The sequence below is a fragment of the Marinifilum fragile JCM 15579 genome, from assembly GCF_001310955.1.
GTDB classification, from domain to species: Bacteria; Bacteroidota; Bacteroidia; order Bacteroidales; family Marinifilaceae; genus Marinifilum; species Marinifilum fragile.
Window position 1 is genome coordinate 136,252 of record NZ_BAZX01000002.1, and the last position, 21,497, is coordinate 157,748.

Below are 21,497 nucleotides of genomic sequence, written 5' to 3' on the forward strand. Positions count from 1 at the left end.
AAATCTTTATTCTTTAATGATTTCAATAATCTCAGTGGTTGAGATGGATGGAGTACGCTCTAGGTAAACGACTTCGCAAAGCGATTTGAATTCATCAAACCTTCCTTCCCAATCGTTACCCATTACCAAAACATCGGCATTGTATTTTTTAATATACTCGCCTTTTAGTTCCAAAGATTCCTCGTAGAACACTTCATCAACAACCTTTAAAGATTCGATGATTCTCATTCGGTCTTTCTCCGTGTAAATAGGATTCTTTTGCTTCTTAGAGAAGTTTAAAGCATCGGTAGAGATCCCAACAATTAAGTAATCACCCTGTGCTTTGGCACGTTCTAAAATTCTTAAATGTCCGATGTGAAATAAATCAAAAGTACCAAAAGTGATTACGCGTTTCATATAATTGTTGTTTATCTTTTGTTGACTGTTCATTGTTTACTGGCGAAGATAATGTTCTTGGATGAAATTAAAAATTCTCTCAGAAGCTTTATCATCAATGTTATCGTAGGATTTTTGAATAATTTCTTCTCGTTTGCCTGTAAAACTATCATTATTGCTTAAGTTCTCCATTAAATCTTCCTGCAATTTTTGCTGGTTGGTAGAAATTGTTCCAACAATAAAATCGTTGAAAAAAGTATGTAATTCGCGATCTTTCGTCTCATACTTCTCACGATCGTAAAGCAAGAAGAAAATAGGACGATTCAGCAGGATATAATCCATGTAAATAGAAGAATAATCGCTAATCATGGCATCGGTTTCCGGAAGGAAAGGATAAACATCCTTTACATTATCGTACCATAGAATTCTTTCAAAATCATCGCTGATGGTTTGATATTGTGGCAGCGGATGCAGTTTAAACACAAATACCAAATCGTTTTGCAAGGCAAATTCATTTAGCGATTTTAAATCAAGAATCCCATCAGAAATCCCATCACCACCTGTATCGCGAAAAGTTGGAGCATATAGAATCGATTTGATTCCATTTTTACGCATTTCCGCTACTTTATTGATGGTTTCTATATCCGTGTTTAAAAGTGCGTTTTTATACTTTTCTGGATTTACAATGATGTCGTTTCTAGGATAACCCGTATCAATAAAATGATCGCTTATAAAAGCCGGTTTAAAGAACCTTTCTGTAAAGAACTTTCCAGTTGAAATAAGCGCTTGATATTTCGGTAATTTACCTACAAAGTTAAGAATGAATCTGCGGTACAATGAACTGGTTTCCTGAATGAAAAACTTGTTGTTGCGCTGAATTTTCTTGAACCCAATGCCATGCCATATTTGTACAATTTTTGCTCTCCAAAACAACTGAAAACGACAATTGTCCATCCACGAAAAATTATCTACAACAAACACTTTACTTCTCAGCATAATCCAATAGGTTTTGCATGAAGGATAGTAAAGAATATTGTCGTATTTCTGATTCAATTCGTTGAAAACATCCCTGTTTGCAGTTAGCAAATAGAATTCCTGATCTGGTTTTTCCTCGGCCAAATAGAGAAAGAAGAATTTTACATTGTCGTTAAAGAATCCATCTTTGGCGCCCATTAAAACTATCAGATTTTTCTTTTTGGGAATCAGATAACTTAAAGGAACAAGAAAAATCCACCCCAAAAGAGTGGTGAAGAATATAACAGGTTTGGAATGTTTATTTAGGTTCATTTATTGATTCAATTTTCGAATTTCGTTGTAAACTCTTTCGCAACTGCCATTGTCCTGATAAGTGTGGTACATGTCGCGAATTTTTTTGCGCCACTTGGCATGTGTCAATGGTTGATCGAAATAACGTTTCAAGTGAGTAGTAAACTCTTTTTGACTTTCAGATTTTGCACCAGGACTATTCTCATCAAAATTGATGAAAAATCCTTTGTACTGACTGTATTCTTCCAAATCGTAAGGTAGAAAAACAACTGGTCGATCAAGCAATAGATAATCGATCCAAAGCGATGAATAATCGGTAACCAGAATATCCACGTAAGGAAGCAAATCATATACATCAGCAAACCTGTCTTGATCGGCTTTTATTACTCTTTCGATTGAAAAGAAATCATGTGTTTTTTGAACGGATTTTCGTTTGATATCCTCTTTATGGCCACGAACCAAGATGTATGCATCTTCTTCCTCCAGGAATTTTGAAAGTTGATCAGCATCAAAATCTTCGAAAGGGAAGAAGTGAGTTTTGTGTCCTTCCTCGCGCCAGGTTGGTGCATAAAGTATAATTTTCCGATCCAGAAATGGATTTTTAAGAAGCAAATCAGTATTTAAATGTTCCGGATCAGTCAAGTAATCGTTTCGCGGCAAACCCGTTACCCAAACATCATTCATGTCCATATTAAATCCGGCAGCATGTATGATTTGCTCTAAAGGCGAACTCCCCACCATGTAGGAATAGCCCTGAAGTTGCTTTTGCTTTCCATATTTTCTCCATACGGCAGTTTGTAAACCCATCTTTTTCATTGGAGTTCCATGTCCCAGATAGATGATGTTTTTACACTTTGTATGCAGGTAATATGGAGCAAAAGCAGCAGCACTAATTCCATAGGAAATAATTACATGTTTGCTTCGTAAAAACAGTAGAAAACCTTTAAAAGACCAGGCGTAGACTACTTCGCCCGGAAATTTCTCTTGCAACTGCTTGTATAATGCTTTGTGTGGCGTGAACAAAATGCTGTTGAAATCGTTCTTCACCCTCATGTATTCGAATAGGTATTTCGAGTTGTCGAAATAGTTTTTTTCAGTCAAAAAGAAAAGTGCAATTCTCTTGTTCTTAGGCACTAATTTTTCTATAAAGAAATAGAACCAACGTAGAAAAAACAGTACGATATGCAGAAAAACAATTTTCTGCATAAAGTTTACAAATTGTTGTGGTTTAGTGTATCCGCTAGACATTTTCCTTTTTATAGTTTTTGATTCCAAAAACAATTGCTCCCAATGCTACCACAAAGAAAAGAATCATACTGGTCAATGAGATTTTCTCACCCACAAAGTATCCCTTAGGTTCAAATTTGAATTCAACTTTGTGGTTTCCTGCTGGTAATTTCATGGCACGAAGAACATAGTTTGCTCTAAAGTGTTTTGCTGGTTTACCATCGATATAAGCATTCCAACCAGGTTGATAATAAACTTCAGAGAAAACAGCCAGTTGTTCGGTTTTCGCCTGATATTGGTAGCTAATCTGATTTGGCGAATATTCTGTCATTTGAATGTTGGCAGTTGAATCTGCAATAATATTTAAGCCATTCAATTGATCTTTGAAACGCTGATCAACAATTGCCTCTTTAGCCGGATCAAAGCCATTTAGAAGCATGATTTCTTCATTGGCATCTTTAACCAATTTGTAAGAATTAACGAACCATGCATTTCCAAGTGCGTTTGGATTAATACTTACCTGAGCTCCTTTTTCTCCCTGACTAATAATGTATTTCGCATTCAACATGTCCAAAGCCTTCATGTTGCCTTTGTCGATATGATATTCGTACAATTCCTGAACACGACGCAATTTTGCACCATGATAACCTCCAATGGATTTGTGAAAGTAGGATGGACGTGCATTCTGGAAAGGACCACCAATTTGTTCAAACACTCTGTAATTGGTGTTGTAGGTAACAGCCCAAAGTTGCGCTGCTACTTTTTCGTAATCGCTGGCTTTTCTGTTCTTTCTGGTGTAATCTTTTACTGCCTGATCGGCAATTGCCTTTAATTCAGGATTGTTTTTTAGCTCGTTCTGCAGGATTTGAAAATCTGCCATGTTGGGCATATATGCCAGGTTCAGTTCTTTCTTTTCTACAAATGCATCATTGGTAGTAAAGCGTTTGTTAACTGGGTACAAATCGACTAAAATCAAAACAATTACCGCTGGGATAAAGAATTTTGCTTTCAGATACTCTTTCGAATATGCCCAAACCAAAGCTGCACCTACCAAAATAAATAGGAAGCTTCTTAAAGCATCAGCTCTGAACATGTCGATGCGAGCATTGACCAAATCATTCTGAATTTGAGCGATGAAGGAAATAGCATTCGGATTGGAAGCACTAATTTGAGTAAAATAATTTTGTTCCACATCGCTTAAGAAATCCAATCCAAAAGTTGGGATAAGATAAAGAAGAAGCGCAACACCTCCTGTTAATGCAAATGGCAGAACCAATACATTTAGGTTTAGAGAAGCAAACTTCACCTTTTTCTTCAGTACCTCTGGTTCATCAATTAGCTTTTTAAGTGCTAAAATGGCCAATAGTGGAATACACAGCTCAACTATAATTAGTATGGATGATACTGCTCTAAACTTATTATAAAGTGGTATGTAATCGAAGAACAGATTTGTAAGGGCAGGGAAGTTATGTCCCCAGGATAGCATGATTGCCAAAATAGTAGCTGTTAGCAATCCCCATTTTAGGCGACCTGCCACAATAAATAACCCTAAAAAGAATAGTAACAAGATAAAGGCTCCTACATAAACAGGACCAACGGTAAACAATTGATTCCCCCAGTAATGGTGGTTTTTCACCTGTTCCATATTGTAATAATCAGCAACCGATTTAATCTGACCACCATTCACATAGTTCAAAACCTGAATTCCTTCTTGTGGAGATCCTCCGCCACCTTTAGCATTGGGAATCAATAAACTTAAGGTTTCCTGGATTCCGTAACTCCACATGGTTCCGTAATCTTTATCAACACCAGTGGTTTGGTTGTCCTTGTTACCCAAGCTCAATTCCGATTTACCTCGAATTGTGGATTTACTGTATTCGTATGAGCTATATAAGTTCGTAAAGTTAACGCCCAAAGCAATGATTGAAGCTATGGCAAGTACCCCAATGGCTTTAAAGAAATGTTTCAGATTCTTTTCTTTAAGTTGATGGTAGAATTCATAGATCAGGATACAAACAACCATTAACACGAAATAATAAGTCATTTGTATGTGGTTGGAATACAATTCCATGATCAAGAAGAATGTAGCAATGATTCCACCCCAAAGATATCGCCCTCGTAGAACCATTAAAATTCCACCAAGAGCTGGAGGGATGAAAGCCAATGCATTTACCTTCCACAGGTGGCCTGCTCCAATGATAATAATGAAATAAGTGGAAAATGCATATGCAATGGAACCTGCTATGGAAAGCCATGGATTAACTCTTAAACTAACGAGAAGAATATAAAAACCAAGCATGTACAGAATGATGTACTTCACAGGATCTGGAGTATAAAGCTCCATCATCTGCTTAAAAGTGTACATGTCTTTTGCTTGATAATCCACATTAATTTGGTAAGAGGGCATTCCTCCAAACATGGAGTTGGTCCACAAGGCATCTTCGCCTGTCTTTTCTCGAAAATCAATAATTTCTTTTTTAGCTCCCCAAGCGTGGATTGAGTCACCCTTTTTGTATTGTTTTCCCTCCAAAACTGGCTGGAAGTACATAAATGCTACAATTAAAAATACCAGGATTGATACCAGGTGAGGCAATGCGGACTTAAATATCGACTTAAAGTTCATTTCAATTATGAATTACGAGTTATGAATTACGAATAAAGCATTATGGCAAACCAATTTTGAATATTCCTGATTGGTAATTCATAATTGATCATTCGTAATTTTAAAATTCAGGCTCTAAAATACAAAAAGCACAGAACAATATTGCCCTGTGCTTCACTTAATGTTTTTCCGATTGTTTATTTCCTTACAAACTCTGGTACTTTTGGGTATCAAGCATCCCCTTATAAGTTTTGTAAGTGTAATCATCCAGCCAATGGTAGAATTCTTCAATCTCTTTTTTATTCACTTTAGCTGAACGCCATTTCTTTTGATGCTCTTCTGTGTTTTTGAAAAGTTCCTCTTCTGCTTTTTCAAGTTTTTGAATAATACCAGTTTTCTCAGCATTAATCAATTCTGATACTTTTAAGTATTTGTATCCAGCCGAACGAGAAATAGGATAGCAGCGGTTTTTAAGTTCCATAGCCATCTCATTTAATGGACAATTCTCTTTTCCATCAGCCAATAATACTTTAGGCAAATTCTTACCACCTTTTACCCAAACAGGTAATGCAATTGATGTATTTGGGAAGCCAACCTGAGTCCAGATGGTAGCCATGTCTTTGTCTTCACCATCTTTCACGCCTTCAATCATGATCATTGATGAAGAACCATGACGAGTAATTAAATCACCTGAATTCACATAATTTTCACCGTATGGAATGGTTTCAAACTCTTTTCTAAAATCTCTTTTTAGTACGGGATGTTTTAAACATCTTGAGAAGTTCTGGATTACAGTCTTTGCACTCATGTCACCACAAGCATCAGCTTGATAGAAGATATCCTGAGCAGTTTGGAAACGGATGAAACCATATCCAATGTCTTTCTTTCCTGTAAATGAATAGTTGGTTCTTAAAATGTAACCATTTGGAGCCTGCGCCGGATCGTTAGCGTCGAACTTGGTAAATGTATGGTTGTTTACCTCGTAGAAAGCAACGTTACCATCGGCATCCAATACCCCAAAGTGAGCCGCTAAACCCATTGGTTTAGGAGTGTCCTTCAATAATTGTTCAAACTCTTCAAGGTTTGCACACTGTTGCAAGGCCAACTTCATAAAACGTCCTTCCTGATCTTTCAAAGAAGTCGTATCCTTCATGTTTACATTAAAAGATGCAGAGTTCATGATCGCAAAGCCCATTGAGTTTGATCCTCCCCAAACTTGTTCCCCTTTTTCGTCCTTGGAGTTGATCAATCCGATGTATGGATATTTTCCATCGGTGAAATACATCATTTTGTTTTCAAAGCTTTCGGTGTCGCGAAGTTTCCAAATGATTGGTCGACCATCTTTTGTGTATTTGCCGGAAATTACGGCAGTTGTGCAGGCATGCGATTGCCATACGCTTACCACTGCAAGTAGCAGTAGGCTTACTAAATGTTTCATGTGTTAGTTAGTGGTTTAGTTGTCTTTTCCAATCAAAACAATTGGAGGCCCTAAAATAATTATAAATGATGAATTATTCGTGATGAGGCAAATGTGAATTTATCTATTATTTAAGTGGATGATTTGCCTCCCTCTTTCGTTGATATTTTGTTTTCAAGATCTCAGCTTGTGTAGTTTTTTCCTCTCATAGGGAATGTGCAGAAGGCAAAGAGGGTAGGTGTTTGCGAAGGAATTTGTACAAGAGGGATACTGTTATAAAATAAAAATGGCCACTCTAAAAATAGAATGGCCATGTAATATCTGTAAAAACAGCTTATTTCATTTTTTTGAAAAGCTCTTTCATGCTTACTTCTTTCTTCATGATATCATAAAGTTTGTCAATAGCAACACGCTCCTGAGCCATGGTATCACGGTAACGGATGGTAACTGTGTTATCTTCCAATGATTGGTGATCAACAGTTACACAGAAAGGAGTACCAATAGCATCCTGACGACGGTAACGCTTACCGATAGAGTCTTTCTCATCGTACTGACAGTTGAAATCGAATTTCAAGTCGTTAATGATTTCGCGAGCCTTTTCAGGAAGACCATCTTTCTTGGTCAATGGCATTACAGCCAATTTGATTGGAGCCAAAGCAGCTGGTAATTTCAATACCACACGCTCGTCAACTTTACCATCTTCCTTCTCGATTTTCTCTTCTGTATAAGCTTCAGACATTACCTGAAGGAACATACGGTCAACACCGATTGAGGTCTCAACTACGTAAGGAACATAGCTCTTGTTCAATTCAGGATCGAAGTACTGGATTTTCTTACCAGAGAATTCCTGATGTTGGCTTAAATCGAAATCGGTACGAGAGTGAATTCCTTCTACCTCTTTAAATCCAAATGGGAATTTAAATTCCACATCGGTAGCAGCGTTAGCGTAGTGAGCCAACTTATCGTGATCGTGGAAACGATACTTGTCTTCAGAGAATCCAAGGGCTTTGTGCCAGCTCATGCGAGTTTCCTTCCACTTTTCGAACCATTTCATTTCCTCACCCGGACGAACAAAGAACTGAAGCTCCATTTGTTCGAATTCACGCATGCGGAAGATGAACTGACGAGCAACAATCTCGTTACGGAATGCTTTACCAATCTGTGCAATTCCGAAAGGAATCTTCATACGACCTGTTTTCTGAACATTTAGGTAGTTTACGAAAATACCCTGGGCAGTTTCAGGACGAAGGTAGATTTTGCTACTTCCATCGGCAGTAGAACCCATCTCTGTAGAGAACATCAGGTTGAACTGACGAACGTCGGTCCAGTTCTTGGTTCCTGAAATTGGGCAGGCAATCTCGTTATCGATGATGATTTGCTTCAACTCTTCCAAATCGTTTTTGTCCAAAGCCTCAACAAAACGCTTGTGTACCGCATCCATTTTTTCCTGGTTTGCTTTTACACGAGGATTGGTAGCTCTGAATTGCTCTTCGTCGAACGATTCGCCGAACTTCTTCTTTGCCTTTTCAACTTCCTTGTCGATTTTGGCTTCAAATTTTGCCATCAAATCCTCGATTAAAACATCAGCGCGGTAACGTTTCTTCGAGTCTTTGTTATCAATCAAAGGATCATTAAAAGCATCAACGTGGCCCGATGCCTTCCAAATGGTTGGGTGCATAAAAATAGCCGAATCAATGCCGACTACATTTTCGTGAAGCAATACCATTGAATCCCACCAATACTTTTTGATGTTGTTTTTCAATTCAACACCCATTTGTGCATAATCGTAAACAGCACTTAAACCATCATAAATCTCTGATGATTGAAACACAAAACCGTACTCCTTACAATGGGCAACCAGTTTCTTGAAAACATCTTCCTGAGCCATAAATCTTATATTTTGAGTTTATTATTTTAATTTGAACGAAACACAAAAATACAAAAAAAGCCATTGGTTGGCTTTTCCATATCATTAATTTCTAGTGTTTTTGATAATTTATTTGCCGGATAGTGTGATACTATCGTTTGCATAGCAGAAGATTAAAAAATCAATCTACTTCTTCGAAATCCACATAATCACCTACATCCTTTTTATTCGGATTAGATTTGGTGTTTGGATTTTTATCGATTGTAACTTCACCTTCTCGCTTTTGTTGTTCTTGTTGCTGTCTGTTGGCCTCTTTTTGCATTTTATCAAAAGTTTTCTGCACCAAAAAAGGGAACATTGCACGAATGATCAATTTTAGCAGGTAATAAATACCAACAGCAATAATGATAAACTTTATAAATGCCATATTCTTATAATTTGAATGACAAAGATAACAGAATTATAACGAATGAGTAAATGAGAGCTGAGGAAATGGTGTTCCATAGGCTTACGATTGAAGGAAAATATACCTAAATGTTCTTAGCGTATCAAGTACTTGGTACAAACCGTTTCATAAGCTTGATACGGAGTGTTTCATACACTTAATACGAACTGTTTCATACACTTGATACGGAGCGTTTCAAGCCTATGATACGAACTGTTTCATATACTTGAAACGGTAAAGGGGATTATAAGGAAGTTGTAAGCACTAGTCCACTATGCCTTAATAAACACCTTGGCTTATCCTTTATTCTTTGCTTTAGCTGAAGACTAAAGTATTATCAAAGAAAAATCCCGAACCTGTTCAGCCCGGGATTTTCTTCTAACCACTATTTACTAACCTAAATCTAATTCTATGAAAAAACTTCTCTGTTTTGTACATTACAAATGTAAGATGTAAATGTGCTAAATGGTTTAAACAAAAGTTAATAAAGTTTAAAAGTGCATTTCAGTGCTCAGTTTATACCAAAGAAAAATCCCGAACTTGTTCAGCTCGGGATCTTCTCTAACCACTATTTACTAACCTAAATCTAATTCTATGAAAAAACTTCTCTGTTTTGTATATTACAAATGTAGCTTGTAAATGTGCTAAATGGTTTAAACAAAAGTTAATGAAACTTAAAAGTGTAATGTTGTATCACTTTTAATTATAAAAAAAAGGACTACCCACAGAAGGTAGCCCGGAATTTAAATTGATGTAAACACTCTGTTTACACAGAGCAATATAAAGTTACAATTTATTTGTATAATGGTTTCTTTTTATTTCCTAAAGGTTCAGACCATGAACATTCATCCTTCTTTTTGTTTTTATCCTTACAGCCAAACAACAGGTTAAAGCCAAAGCGCACATTGGCAACTTGAGCGCTGTTAGGTCGAATTGCTGCTATTACATTATCGGTAATGGTATAAAATTGCACTGGACCAAGTTTAGCAGCTACTCCAAATCCTAAATTATTGTAGGAATTGTTTACAGCAGTATAACTTAAGCTTGTACTCAGGTTTCTAAAAAATCTTGCATTTGCCGATAAAGTAAGCGATGATTGAACCTTGCCATTGAAAATTTCAGTACGACTTAAAGCTCCTAAATTCACTTTGTTATGAATTTGGTGCGAACCTCCCAAGTAAATTTTGGTTGGTAAGCCCACAGAGTAGGTGCCAGTCAAATCTGACACACGAAACTCATCTTCGATATCATCCACCAAATCATCAAAAACATCTTCTATTTCTCTGTAATTGGGATCGTTTGAATTTCCCGATTGCGACCAGTCTGCACCATTGTAGGTGAATGATCCGTCTTGAACAAACTCATAACCGTTCGATTTCCAGGTAATGGCACCAATATCAAGTACACTTGCGTAAAGTGTTGTTTTCTCATCCATTTTATATGTCATACCCAAGTCAACAGCAAAACCTTTGTTGTCGGTATTCAAGAAGAAATCTTCATCAAAATCATCACTGTTAAAATTGATATCCTCAACATAACCATTGGCATCGTAAGTAATTTGATTGATCGGAATGGATGCTCTCAATCGATGTTTGGAGTTCAGTATCACCTGGTCACCGGTTAAGGACGTAAAAACAGACATGTCTGACTCTTCCATATGAAGATTGGCAATACCGAAAAGAACTTTTCCTTTTACACCTACGGTCCACTTGTCGTTGATTTTCTTTGAAACTCCCAAGGCAATTTCATGATATGAATTGGCATCAACGCCTAATCCACCCCAGTTGGCAGTTCTTCCTCTGTAGTCATAATTACCATTCTTTAAAAAGGTAATCATCTCCTTATCGAAACTAAAGCGCGAGTCTTCTTTCTCGATTACATCCAGAGTGAAATAAAAGTCTTTCGCTCTAATTCCCAGAGCAAAAAGAGTCAATTCGAATTGCTGAGAAAGAAAGTTTGTGGTTTTTAATGCATCGTGAAAACTATTCACATTTACTACCAAAGAATCGCTTCTAATGCCTGTTCCATCGGTAATTACATCACTGTAAGCAAAGCTGCTATTGCTGTAATTAAAATAGATGGAACTAAGAGCTGGAAAGCCAACAAAGACCTTACACTCTGGCTGTATGGCTGGATTTACTTGGTTCGATTGAGGTACATTCTGCATCAAATACAAGGTGTTGTTCAGTTTTTGAGCCACACCGCTCATAGTCACAATCACAAAAAGTAATCCTGTTAGAAATATCTTGGTTAAAAATCTTGTCATTATAGGATGTTTTAAAGTGCTGGTTTTAGTTGCTTAAGTCAAGTTGTGCTTGTACCGATATGGTGAACTTTAGTTCGTAATCGCCTTTTAGTTTCACCGGAATTCCTCCATTTTGGGTACTTACAATTGCATTTATAATGATGTTTTCAGTTTTGTTGAGATTTGCAATCTGAGATTGCGTTAATTTTATTTCGTGGGAAACTTCCTTAATCGAATTTGGATCAACTACACCAACGTTTGCTCCCGAAGTATAAACCGAAGCAGCATCAATTACTTCATTGTCTTTAATTTCATCAATTACATTGTAGCTGGCATCAGTAAGCTGGATGTTTTCAACGGTAACATCAAGTGGATAACCATTTTTTGCCGTAATTACCACTGCGGCATTCATTACTTTATCGGCATCGTTAATATCAACACCATCAATTGTATCCTTAAGCGTTAGGTTTGTTGCGGTAAATTCCAACGGAATTTCAATTTCGATATCCGCATCAATTCTGGAAGTATTGCTGACAATGTTTGGCTGAGTGGAAATGTCTACCGGATCAGGATTTAAACTTACATTGCCAAAGTAATCCAACCTGTCTGATGGAGGCAGTGCCATTAAATCAACAATGTCAGAATTGTTTTTATCATATGTAATGGTCTCTTCATTAGGAGTGTCTAAAACATCAGCAATGGTTTTAGGATAGTTAACAGGTTGTAATACATCTGGATTTAAATTTTGTGTAGATCCGCTTGAGCTGTAACCAGTGATGTTTGCGTTTATTGCAAAAGGAACACCAACTGAATTGCGCAAATGAACATGAATTTTAGGATCTGCAAAACGGTATTCACCATCTACATCATCCCAAAAGTCAACACCTAGATCAATACTCCCTGTTCCAATGTTAATTGTTTGCTTGCCAAAATCACCTGATGCAGTAATAAAATCGATATTCTGCACCGTTAAGTTGATTCCTAAATCTCCGCTTCCGCTGATAGTAGTTCCATTGTCTCGTATGTATACGGAAAAATCAATATCAATCTCGTTACTGGTAGTGTATGGAGCTTTAAAATTGACTGTAGCATTGCTAAGGGTAATGCTTTCAGGTTGATTGCTTGCGTTGGCCCCTACGCGAAAAGTTCTGGTTACCGTAGTTCCATTTTCGCTTATTCCAGGGAATGTAACTGTTAAATCAACTTCGGTATTTAATGGGTTGCTTAGGCTGAAGTTGATGTTTGCGTTTAGCTGCAAATTAGAAAGAATGATATCAGGATTTCCGGCATCAACAGAGAATGTTTCTGAAAAAGGTATTGGATTAGTAGGGATCGATGAATGCGGAATACCCGGGAAGGTACCAAGTGTTATGGCAAGGTTCTGACTTACCTGATTTGGAAAGTCTAAGACTTCATCTACTGCATAAGTGAAAATATCATTTTCGCGATGTCTTATCACGAGATTGTTTCCTTCCAAGAATATGGTTTGATCGTTTGGATCTAACTCATGTTCGTTTAAAAGATACCAAAGTGTATAGGTTCCATATCCAACAGGAGCAATCATGTTTGGAGTCCATTCAACTTTATCCGATAAGCGATCCATATCGTAGTCGTCAGAATCGATACAAGATTGTGTTGAAATGGCCAATAGTCCACATAGTATAAGTGGAATCAAAAATCGTGATTTAAATATCATAGTAATATAATTAAATAGGCAATATTAGTTTGAACCGAATTCAACTCATAAAACCCTATCCTTAATGTTAAATTTTATCTGGGTCAAAAAAATCAATTAATACATGTAAGAAAAAGATTTGGTACATTAATTTATTGATATTGTTGACAAACGGCCTAGTGTACGGAATAGTTTAATAAGAAGTTGCGATTGTCACCTACATAAAGATTAAACGATTTGTCGCCCGATTTAGCAAAGCCAATTGAAAACTCGGTATTGCCCTTTAACGGGAAGCCGGAATGATTATTTCCTTTTAAATCAATTAAGTAGATTTTGTTTTCGTTTTCGGTGCATATGCCAATTTCAATCTTTCTTCTCGAGAACTTGTAAACATTGGGTCTGTAGCTAATTCCTGAGTCGAATTTCTTCTCTAACTTTTGATTTCCAGAAGCATCGAAAATTTTAAGGAAGTTGTAATCAGCAAATAGATATTCGTTCTTTCCGTCGGAATTTAAATCGGCAGCCGAAAAATAATGTGCTTCCGATAGTTGAGTAAAGGATTTTGACTCTACTTTTCCATTTAAATAGATATAATGAATGGTTCCGTTATTGTCAGTAGTAACCAGTCGGTTACTTTGTTCCTCAAGGTAAAAAGGATTATTCTCTGATTTAGAGAATTGCTTCTTTAGTTTCACCCTTTCAACACCACGACGGTTTAAGATGTAAACCCTAAACTTATCCGCATAAACAATGTAATCTTTACCACCAATCCTGAAATGTTGGATTTCACAAGTAATTGGATTTTCTGCTTTCGCAGGATTCCAACCTGTAATAATCTTACCTTCTTTTGAATAAGCATAAACACGCTGATCTTTACAAGGAATAAAAATGCGGTAGTTTTTGTTCTTGTCGTAATCGAAAATGGCGATGCCATGAGCTGCTTCCGCTTTTAGTCGAACCGGATAATTTTTAACGTAGTTTCCGTTTCTGTCGATTAAATGCAGATGATTTTTGGTTGCAAAAAGGTATTGCAGCTTATTGTTTTTAAATAGATCAATCTGTTCAACCTTACCAATAATCTGCGAATCCAAAGGCTTTTTCCAAAGAATTCTACCTGCTGGATTTACCAGGTAAATTTGATTTTGGATATCTTGTACAAAGATTTCGTTCTCTTTTGTATAATGGTTTTTAACCAGGTACGGCTTGTGACGAAAACAAGTATCAATTCTCGATTCCCAATCGGTTTGTGGAGCAGATTCCAGAACCGGATCATATTCAATAAACAGGTTGTTGTATACCAGATTTCTGTTCGAGCTCAATTGCAAGCCAACTGCCTGAAATTTATTTACACTTTCTTTATGAGTTTGAATCTCTGACTGTAGTTCCTCGTTCAGAAAACTGGTGATAAATTGGTTTGCCTTCGGAGTTGAAGTATAAAAGAAAAAGTTCGCTTTATTTGATAAATATTCTTTGTTTTCCTGGTAGTTTTGATTGCTATCCAAAGTTTTACCCAGAACAGATTCCTGAATAAACTCAGACAATGCATTAATGCTTGGACCCATTACCAAATAGTTGTCGATAAAGGTAAAATAAGCCGATGAGGCATCGCTGAAGAAACTCCCAAATAATTTTTCTGGCAGTCGATCTTCTGGCAATCGGTAGATATCAAAAGAAGTTTCAGAATCGAGCTTGTAAGTTCTTTTGTAGTAGGACAGGGTTCGTTCCTGTTTTTTTGCAAAACCAAGAATTGGTTTTAACATCTTCTCTTTTGCAATACTGGCACTCTTTGTACGGATAATGGTAAACTTTTTATCAGCATTTCCTTCAGCAAAGGCCAATCCAATTTCTTTATAAATGATTGAGAAGATGATCTCTTCAAAATCTTCACCTGTTTTCTTTTTCAGATCATTAATGTCTTTCTGGTAGTCTGAAAGTTTTCCCATCTGGTCTAAAAACTTGCGGTATTTTCCTTTGTGAAGCAGAGGGTCATCAATGCCCAACACAGCCAAAACACCAGTTGTAGCCGGTAGAATGGATTCCATTTCCATCTTTACAGGCTCTTGTTGTAAAAACAGGTTCATCAGGTTTCCTTGACTTGGATCACTATAGGTAAATCCATTCATTAGGATAATTCTATTTCTGAAACTCAAATCAAGTTCAGTCCAGTTCCCTATGTTGGTATAATTGCGAATAAATTTGCTGTGTTCCTTGTTTAAAGAAAAGGAAATTTGTTTTGGAAAAGTCTTTAAATTCAAGAAGATATTTGCATCAACATTCTTACCAATAGTTCTTCTGATTTGTTCAAATCCTTTGGTTTTAGATATGGAATTATCAGTACTTAGCTGTCGAACGGAGTTTTCCAATAATAGCATCGATCTACTGGCCAGAAACAAGCCTTTTGAGAAGGTAAAGTGCAATTCTTTTTCCTTTTTGCTGGCTGCAGGAATGCTGTATAGTGTTGTGTTTTGATAGTTTCGTTCTCGCAAAACCAGGTCTGGCCCAATCCAATTCGAAACAGCTGTTTGTAGTTTCTTTTCTTCCAGGTAATCCAGAATTGGCAGAATGTATAGGTATTCGATGTCATTTTTCCCTTGCAGATGACTGGCCATGGTAAACGATCGGTCCAGCGTAAATTGATGATCGGAGTCAATCTTACTGGCCAAACTATCTATGAACTGAAGGTTCTCGTTGATTTTTGCAATTTTTTCGAACTTGCTTAACTCTGTCCAGATGCCAGTATTGTTCTCCAATTTTGAGATGAGTTGCTCTAAACTTTCAAACTGAACGATTAATTCCGAATTCACAGGAATTGCTGAAAAAGGATAAACGCCTTTGTATTCCTTTTGTTTTTGAAGATATAGGTAGCCTAAAACAATGATTGCCAAAAGCAAAACAATGAAGAAAGAGGTAAGTATTTTTTTCAGCATAGTAAACAGATTGCAAGGTATAGTGTTGCTTCAAAAATAAGAATTTATGCAGTGTTTAAAAAATTATGTGAAAGGCTTTTGAGTCAATGCCTGGATATTTCGTGAATTTATGATTTTGCTAGGCGAAAGCCAGAGTTTTTGATATAAAAAGCCCCGACATAGGTCGAGGCTAAATGTTGAAAATCTAATATGGTTGAATTATAAATCAAATTTGATTCCTTGGGCCAAAGGTAAATCAGTTCCAAAGTTCAGGGTGTTGGTTTGTCTTCTCATGTAGGTCTTCCATGAATCGGAGCCCGACTCACGACCGCCACCAGTTTCTTTTTCACCACCAAAAGCACCCCCAATTTCGGCACCCGATGTTCCGATGTTTACATTGGCAATACCACAATCGCTACCTACGGCAGAAATAAAGGTTTGTGCTTCTCTCATATTCAGGGTAAATATTGATGAGGATAAACCTTGCGGAACGTTGTTGTGCAGTTCAATGGCATCATCAAGCGTACTGTATTTCATGATGTACAGTACGGGCACAAAGGATTCGTCCTGAACAATCTGCCAGTGATTTTCTACCTCACAGAATGTTGGTAATACATAGTTTCCTTCCAATACTTTGTCGCCAAATACAATATTACCACCCGCTTTCTTTACCTCTGCAATGGCATTTTGGTATACTTCAACCGCTCCTTCATCAATTACCGGGCCCACCAAAGTATTTTCATCAAGTGGATTGCCAATTTTGGCCTCAACTTGTTTGTAGGCACTCAGCAATCGGTTCTTCACCTCATCATAAATGCTTTCGTGAATAATCAAACGGCGAGTTGAAGTACAACGCTGACCGGCTGTTCCCACCGATCCAAATACAATGCCCGGAATTGCCATGTCTAAATCGGCAGTAGGAGCAACAATAATGGCGTTGTTTCCACCCAACTCTGCAATGGTTCTTCCCAAACGAGCACCAACTTTTTCGGCAACTCTCTTGCCAATGGCAGTCGATCCGGTAACGGAAATCAACGGAACACGCTTGTCTTCAATAAAATTATCTCCCATTACCGATGATTTCGCAACTACCAGGTTGAAAACACCTTCAGGAACGTTATTGTCTTTTAGTACATTTTGAATGATTTTGTGGCAGGCAATGGCACAAAGCGGCACTTTCGAGCTGGGTTTCCAAATTACAACATCACCACAAACAGCAGCAATCATGGCATTCCAGGCCCAAACGGCAACCGGGAAATTGAATGCAGAAATCACACCAACCAATCCCAAGGGATGATACTGATCCATCATTTTGTGATCTGGTCTTTCCGAATGCATGGTAAATCCGTAAAGCATTCTTGATTGTCCCACTGCAAAGTCGCAAATATCAATCATTTCCTGAACTTCGCCCAAACCTTCCTGGTAAATCTTACCCATTTCCAGGCTAACCAATTTGCCCAAATCTTCTTTGGCATCGCGTAAAGCATTTCCAATTTGTCGGACGATTTCACCTCGTTTTGGTGCTGGCATTTTTCTCCAAACTTTAAAGGCTTCCTGAGCTTTTACCAGAACTTTTTCATAATCATCCTTATCAGCATTTTTAACTTTTGCAATAAGCGATCCGTCAATAGGAGAGTAGGATTCTGTGATATCTCCCTTACAATCGAACCATTCTGTTCCCGTTGATACTCCGGCATTTATCTCTGTTATGCCTAATCGATTTAGAGTTTCTTGTACTCCGAAATTCTTTTTGAGTTCTTGTGAAGTTGTAATTTCCATTTGATTATGAATTTATTGTGGTATTAAGGGTTAAACTTGAGAAGAATACAATTTAATAAAACTAAATCTAAATAGTAATGATTTTTATCAGTTTATTTCATCAGTGTTCAATTCTAAGTTCACGAATTTCAATTGGTTTGTCTTTTTATTCTCAAAAGGTATAAAAATTGAAATGCCGTTGTATTCATAGTGCTTATACATGCTAAGCATCTTCGAGATGCTAAGCATATCAACAGGGAAAGCTGCTTATGTGTTCTGTTATAAGAAGCTACAAGTTTCAGGATTTAATCCTTAATACAGGAAATTTATGTGGTTTTTAAGGAATTCAACTCACAAAAAAGCCCGAACCAATAAATGGGTTCGGGCATGCTGTATTTAATTGAAAATAAAAGATTCTAGCACATAATGAAATTTCTAAAATGCTTCATGAACTGAACTCTTTGGTAGGCGGCAGGATCATTGGCATTCGACTGACACATCTTTCCTTTAAAGTCACGAATGTTTTCGAATCCCTGGTCTTCCATCCAAGAGTAGATTTCCTTTAATAAAATATCAATGTATTCTGGTCCGTTTTTGTAGATAACCGAAGCCAACTGAACGGCATCAGCACCAACCAAAATATGCTTGATAATACTTTCGGAAGTATGAATACCAGTAGTTCCAGCCAATGAACATTTCACTCTATCCGACATGATTCCAATCCATCTTAATGAATTCTTGTAGTCATCCGAATGTGAAAGAATTTGTCCGTTGGTGATACCTAAGTTATGAATATCGATATCAGGACTATAAAAACGGTTGAACATCACAATTCCATCAGCATCCATATCATCCAATTTCTTCACCATATTGGCCAGGTTCGAATGGTAAGGACTAATTTTTAGAGCAACAGGTATGGCAACCTGGTCTTTAACTGTTTTCAGAACATCGAAATAAATTTTCTCGTTTTCTTCGCCAGATCTATTCATATCTGTTGGCAAAACAAACAAGTTAACCTCTAGTGCATCGGCTCCAGCCTTTTCAATTTCTCTCGAAAAATAGGTCCACTTTTCGGCGCTAACACAGTTGATACTTGCAATTACAGGAATCGATACGGCGGCTTTGGCCTCTTCAATCAATCTTAAGTACTTGCGAAGAATGTCTTCATGTGGCTCTTCCTGCATGTAGTCAAAAGTCTCAGGATAAACGTAAGGACGGCTTGTCATGGCATGCATTTGTTCTTCCATTTCCATGATAATTTCTTCTTCGAAAAGAGACTTTAGAACAATGGCACCTGCACCATTTTCTTCCAATTCCACTAATTTTTCTACCGAATCAGTTAAACCAGAGCTGGCAACAATAATTGGATTCTTTAAATCAAGTCCTAGGTAGTTTGTTGTTAAGTTAGGCATATCAGTTAAGTTTTGTTTGTGTGATTTTATTGATTTCCTATCAAATTTAATTGGGGAAATAGTTTATTACAAATCAATAATCTTTATACTAAGATAGAAAATCCTGATATTATTGTTCTGTATTTGCCGGTTTAAATTAAGTTTTACACTAAAAATCAGGATGTAAGCTCAAAGTTGGCAATAAAAAACTACTACAGGAATGACAATACCAAGCTTGCAATTCTTCTTGCAGCCTTATTCTTTTTTCACTTTTTTTGTGGCTTCACATGAATTGACAACAAACTAAACCAACCTTAACTGATTAAAATGGAGAAGAGTGTACAGAAAAAGAAAAGTTGGACCGATAGGTTTCTGAATGTAACAGAGAAATTCGGAAATGCCTTGCCGCATCCAGCTACTTTATTTGCAATTTTTGCCGTAATGGCAATTTTATTATCGGGATTGGCATCCCTATTCGGATGGCAGGCAGTTCATCCAGGAACCAAAGAAACCATCGAGGTGGTAAATCTATTATCCATTGAAGGATTGCATCGCATTCTGATAGAAATGGTAGATAACTTTACCGGATTTGCTCCTTTAGGAATTGTAATGGTAGCCATGTTGGGAATCGGTATCGCCGAAAGTAGTGGCTTAATTGGAACATTAATTCGCAAACTGGTACTGTCGGCTCCTAAAAAGATGCTAACCTTCGTATTGGTACTAGCTGGTATCTTATCGAATACAGCCTCGGATGTTGGATATGTACTTCTGATTCCTTTGGCAGGGATTATTTTTGTAGCGGTTGATCGACACCCAATTGCAGGTATGGCTGCTGCTTTTGCCGGTGTATCTGGTGGATTTTCAGCAAACCTGATTTTGGGGACCATCGATCCTCTGATTGCAGGTCTTTCGCAAGAGGCTGCTCGAATTGTGGATCCTACGGTTACGGTAAATCCTACCGCCAACTATTACTTCATGGTGGTTTCAACCTTTGTAATTGCCATTGTGGGAACCTTGGTTACCGATAAATTAATTGAACCTCGTTTGGGTGTATATAAAGATGCCGATTTACACAAGGAAGAAATTCACGATGTAACAGACTTGGAACGTCGCGGATTACGTTGGGCCTTGTATGTGGTGATTTTCTTAACTGCCATTACCCTTTGGGGATTGATTCCGGAAAATGGATTCTTTAGAGGTGCTGATGGTGGATTTTTAACTTCTCCGCTGATTAAAGGGGTAGTAGCCTTGCTATTTTTAGGAGCAGGAGGATGTGGTATTGCTTACGGATTTGGAGCCAAAGTTTTCAAAAACGATGCAGATATCATGAAGGGAATGGCAAAATCGATGCAATCCCTTGCCGGATACTATGTACTTGTATTTTTTGCAGCGCAATTTGTTGCCTATTTCAAATGGTCGAACTTAGGGGTAATTATGGCCATTAAAGGGGCAGGAGCACTTATGGCTGCCGAAATTGGTATGATTCCATTAATGATTCTTTTCGTGCTTCTATCGGCACTTATTAATATGCTTATGGGATCGGCATCGGCAAAATGGGCCATCATGGCACCAATTTTCATCCCGATGTTTATGCTGATGGGTTATTCGCCGGAGTTGTCGCAGGTAGTATATCGAATAGGGGATAGTGTTACCAATGTAATTTCTCCGATGATGAGTTTCTTTGCTTTAATCATTGCTTATTTCCAGAAATACGAAAAGAATGCAGGTATCGGAACCATTATTGCCACAATGTTGCCATATTCGGTTGCATTTTTTGTGGTTTGGGTAATTGTTTTGATGGTTTGGATTCTTCTTGGATTGCCTTTGGGACCAGGAGCAGGCCTTGAATACAGCATGCCGCAATAAAATTTCAAAAAAAATTGCTGCTCAAATGAAATATTTATTTTGAGTGTAAAAATATGAATCTCAGTACTAGTAGGGCTTTCCGCCCTAGGTGCTGAGATTTTTTTATTCATTTTTTTTCAAAAAAATGCAGTTTTTGTTTTGCGAGAATCAAACAAAGGTCTATATTTGCATCGCATTCAAAAGCAATGCCCAGGTGGCGGAATTGGTAGACGCGCTGGTCTCAAACACCAGTGGGGCAACCCGTGCCGGTTCGATCCCGGCCCTGGGTACTAAAAAATCCTTTCGATGATATTCGGAAGGATTTTTTTATTTTATCAGATACTAGGAATAAGTGAATTCTTTAAAGTTGTAAATCAATTCTCTCTTTGAGGAGAGATGTCCGTAGGACAGAGAGGTGTTTTAATCGACACATATAGAATCCCACTCATATTTTCTGCAAATAGATAGTATTTAAGAT

At 37.4% G+C, this 21,497-nt stretch carries 13 protein-coding genes and 1 tRNA gene; 2 read left to right on the forward strand and 12 right to left on the reverse strand.

From position 1 onward, the window contains the following. Nucleotides 1–6: 6 nt before the first annotated feature. The 12 genes from JCM15579_RS02515 to JCM15579_RS02570 form a co-directional block, all read right to left on the reverse strand. Complete coding sequence (locus JCM15579_RS02515) at nt 7–396, reverse strand: FAD synthase family protein (protein WP_054715729.1); 390 nt, start codon at nt 394–396, stop codon at nt 7–9. 36 nt (nt 397–432) lie between these two features. Further along, a complete protein-coding gene (locus JCM15579_RS02520) occupies nt 433–1,662 on the reverse strand; it encodes a CDP-glycerol glycerophosphotransferase family protein (RefSeq protein WP_054715257.1) in 1,230 nt (409 codons plus the stop codon). Beyond that, on the reverse strand, nt 1,663–2,889 hold the full coding sequence (locus JCM15579_RS02525) for a CDP-glycerol glycerophosphotransferase family protein (RefSeq protein WP_054715264.1): 1,227 nt from the start codon (nt 2,887–2,889) through the stop codon (nt 1,663–1,665). After that, the gene (locus JCM15579_RS02530) at nt 2,882–5,491 is read right to left on the reverse strand and encodes a YfhO family protein (protein WP_054715266.1); all 2,610 of its coding nucleotides are present in this window, start codon (nt 5,489–5,491) and stop codon (nt 2,882–2,884) included. Before JCM15579_RS02530 ends, JCM15579_RS02525 begins: the two co-directional genes overlap by 8 nt. A gap of 184 nt (nt 5,492–5,675) precedes the next feature. Beyond that, nucleotides 5,676–6,908, reverse strand: coding sequence for a carcinine hydrolase/isopenicillin-N N-acyltransferase family protein (locus JCM15579_RS02535; protein WP_054715268.1), 1,233 nt, complete (start codon nt 6,906–6,908; stop codon nt 5,676–5,678). A gap of 313 nt (nt 6,909–7,221) precedes the next feature. After that, nucleotides 7,222–8,775 (reverse strand): glycine--tRNA ligase, encoded by a 1,554-nt coding sequence (locus JCM15579_RS02540; RefSeq protein ID WP_054715270.1) that lies wholly within the window; start codon nt 8,773–8,775, stop codon nt 7,222–7,224. Nucleotides 8,776–8,935: 160 nt separating this feature from the next. After that, nucleotides 8,936–9,181, reverse strand: coding sequence for a DUF4834 family protein (locus JCM15579_RS02545; RefSeq protein WP_054715275.1), 246 nt, complete (start codon nt 9,179–9,181; stop codon nt 8,936–8,938). 811 nt (nt 9,182–9,992) lie between these two features. After that, the gene (locus JCM15579_RS02550; RefSeq protein ID WP_054715278.1) at nt 9,993–11,465 is read right to left on the reverse strand and encodes a DUF5723 family protein; all 1,473 of its coding nucleotides are present in this window, start codon (nt 11,463–11,465) and stop codon (nt 9,993–9,995) included. 25 nt (nt 11,466–11,490) lie between these two features. Beyond that, nucleotides 11,491–13,140, reverse strand: a complete 1,650-nt coding sequence (locus tag JCM15579_RS02555; RefSeq protein WP_054715281.1) for a hypothetical protein — start codon at nt 13,138–13,140, stop codon at nt 11,491–11,493. A 155-nt stretch (nt 13,141–13,295) separates the two neighbouring features. After that, nucleotides 13,296–16,046 carry a DUF3352 domain-containing protein gene (locus JCM15579_RS02560; protein WP_054715284.1) on the reverse strand — a complete coding sequence of 917 codons (2,751 nt, stop codon included), beginning with the start codon at nt 16,044–16,046 and terminating at the stop codon, nt 13,296–13,298. A gap of 198 nt (nt 16,047–16,244) precedes the next feature. Continuing rightward, complete coding sequence (gene amaB / locus JCM15579_RS02565) at nt 16,245–17,804, reverse strand: L-piperidine-6-carboxylate dehydrogenase (protein ID WP_054715287.1); 1,560 nt, start codon at nt 17,802–17,804, stop codon at nt 16,245–16,247. 395 nt (nt 17,805–18,199) lie between these two features. Then, nucleotides 18,200–19,195: a dihydroorotate dehydrogenase-like protein gene (locus tag JCM15579_RS02570; protein WP_054715290.1), complete on the reverse strand. Its 996-nt coding sequence runs from the start codon at nt 19,193–19,195 to the stop codon at nt 18,200–18,202. 306 nt (nt 19,196–19,501) lie between these two features. On the opposite strand from JCM15579_RS02570, the gene JCM15579_RS02575 reads away from it, so the two are divergent. Together JCM15579_RS02575 and JCM15579_RS02580 are read left to right on the forward strand one after the other, a co-directional pair. Then, complete coding sequence (locus JCM15579_RS02575) at nt 19,502–21,040, forward strand: AbgT family transporter (RefSeq protein ID WP_054715297.1); 1,539 nt, start codon at nt 19,502–19,504, stop codon at nt 21,038–21,040. A 187-nt stretch (nt 21,041–21,227) separates the two neighbouring features. Beyond that, nucleotides 21,228–21,309 (forward strand) — tRNA-Leu (locus JCM15579_RS02580). Nucleotides 21,310–21,497 lie beyond the last annotated feature (188 nt).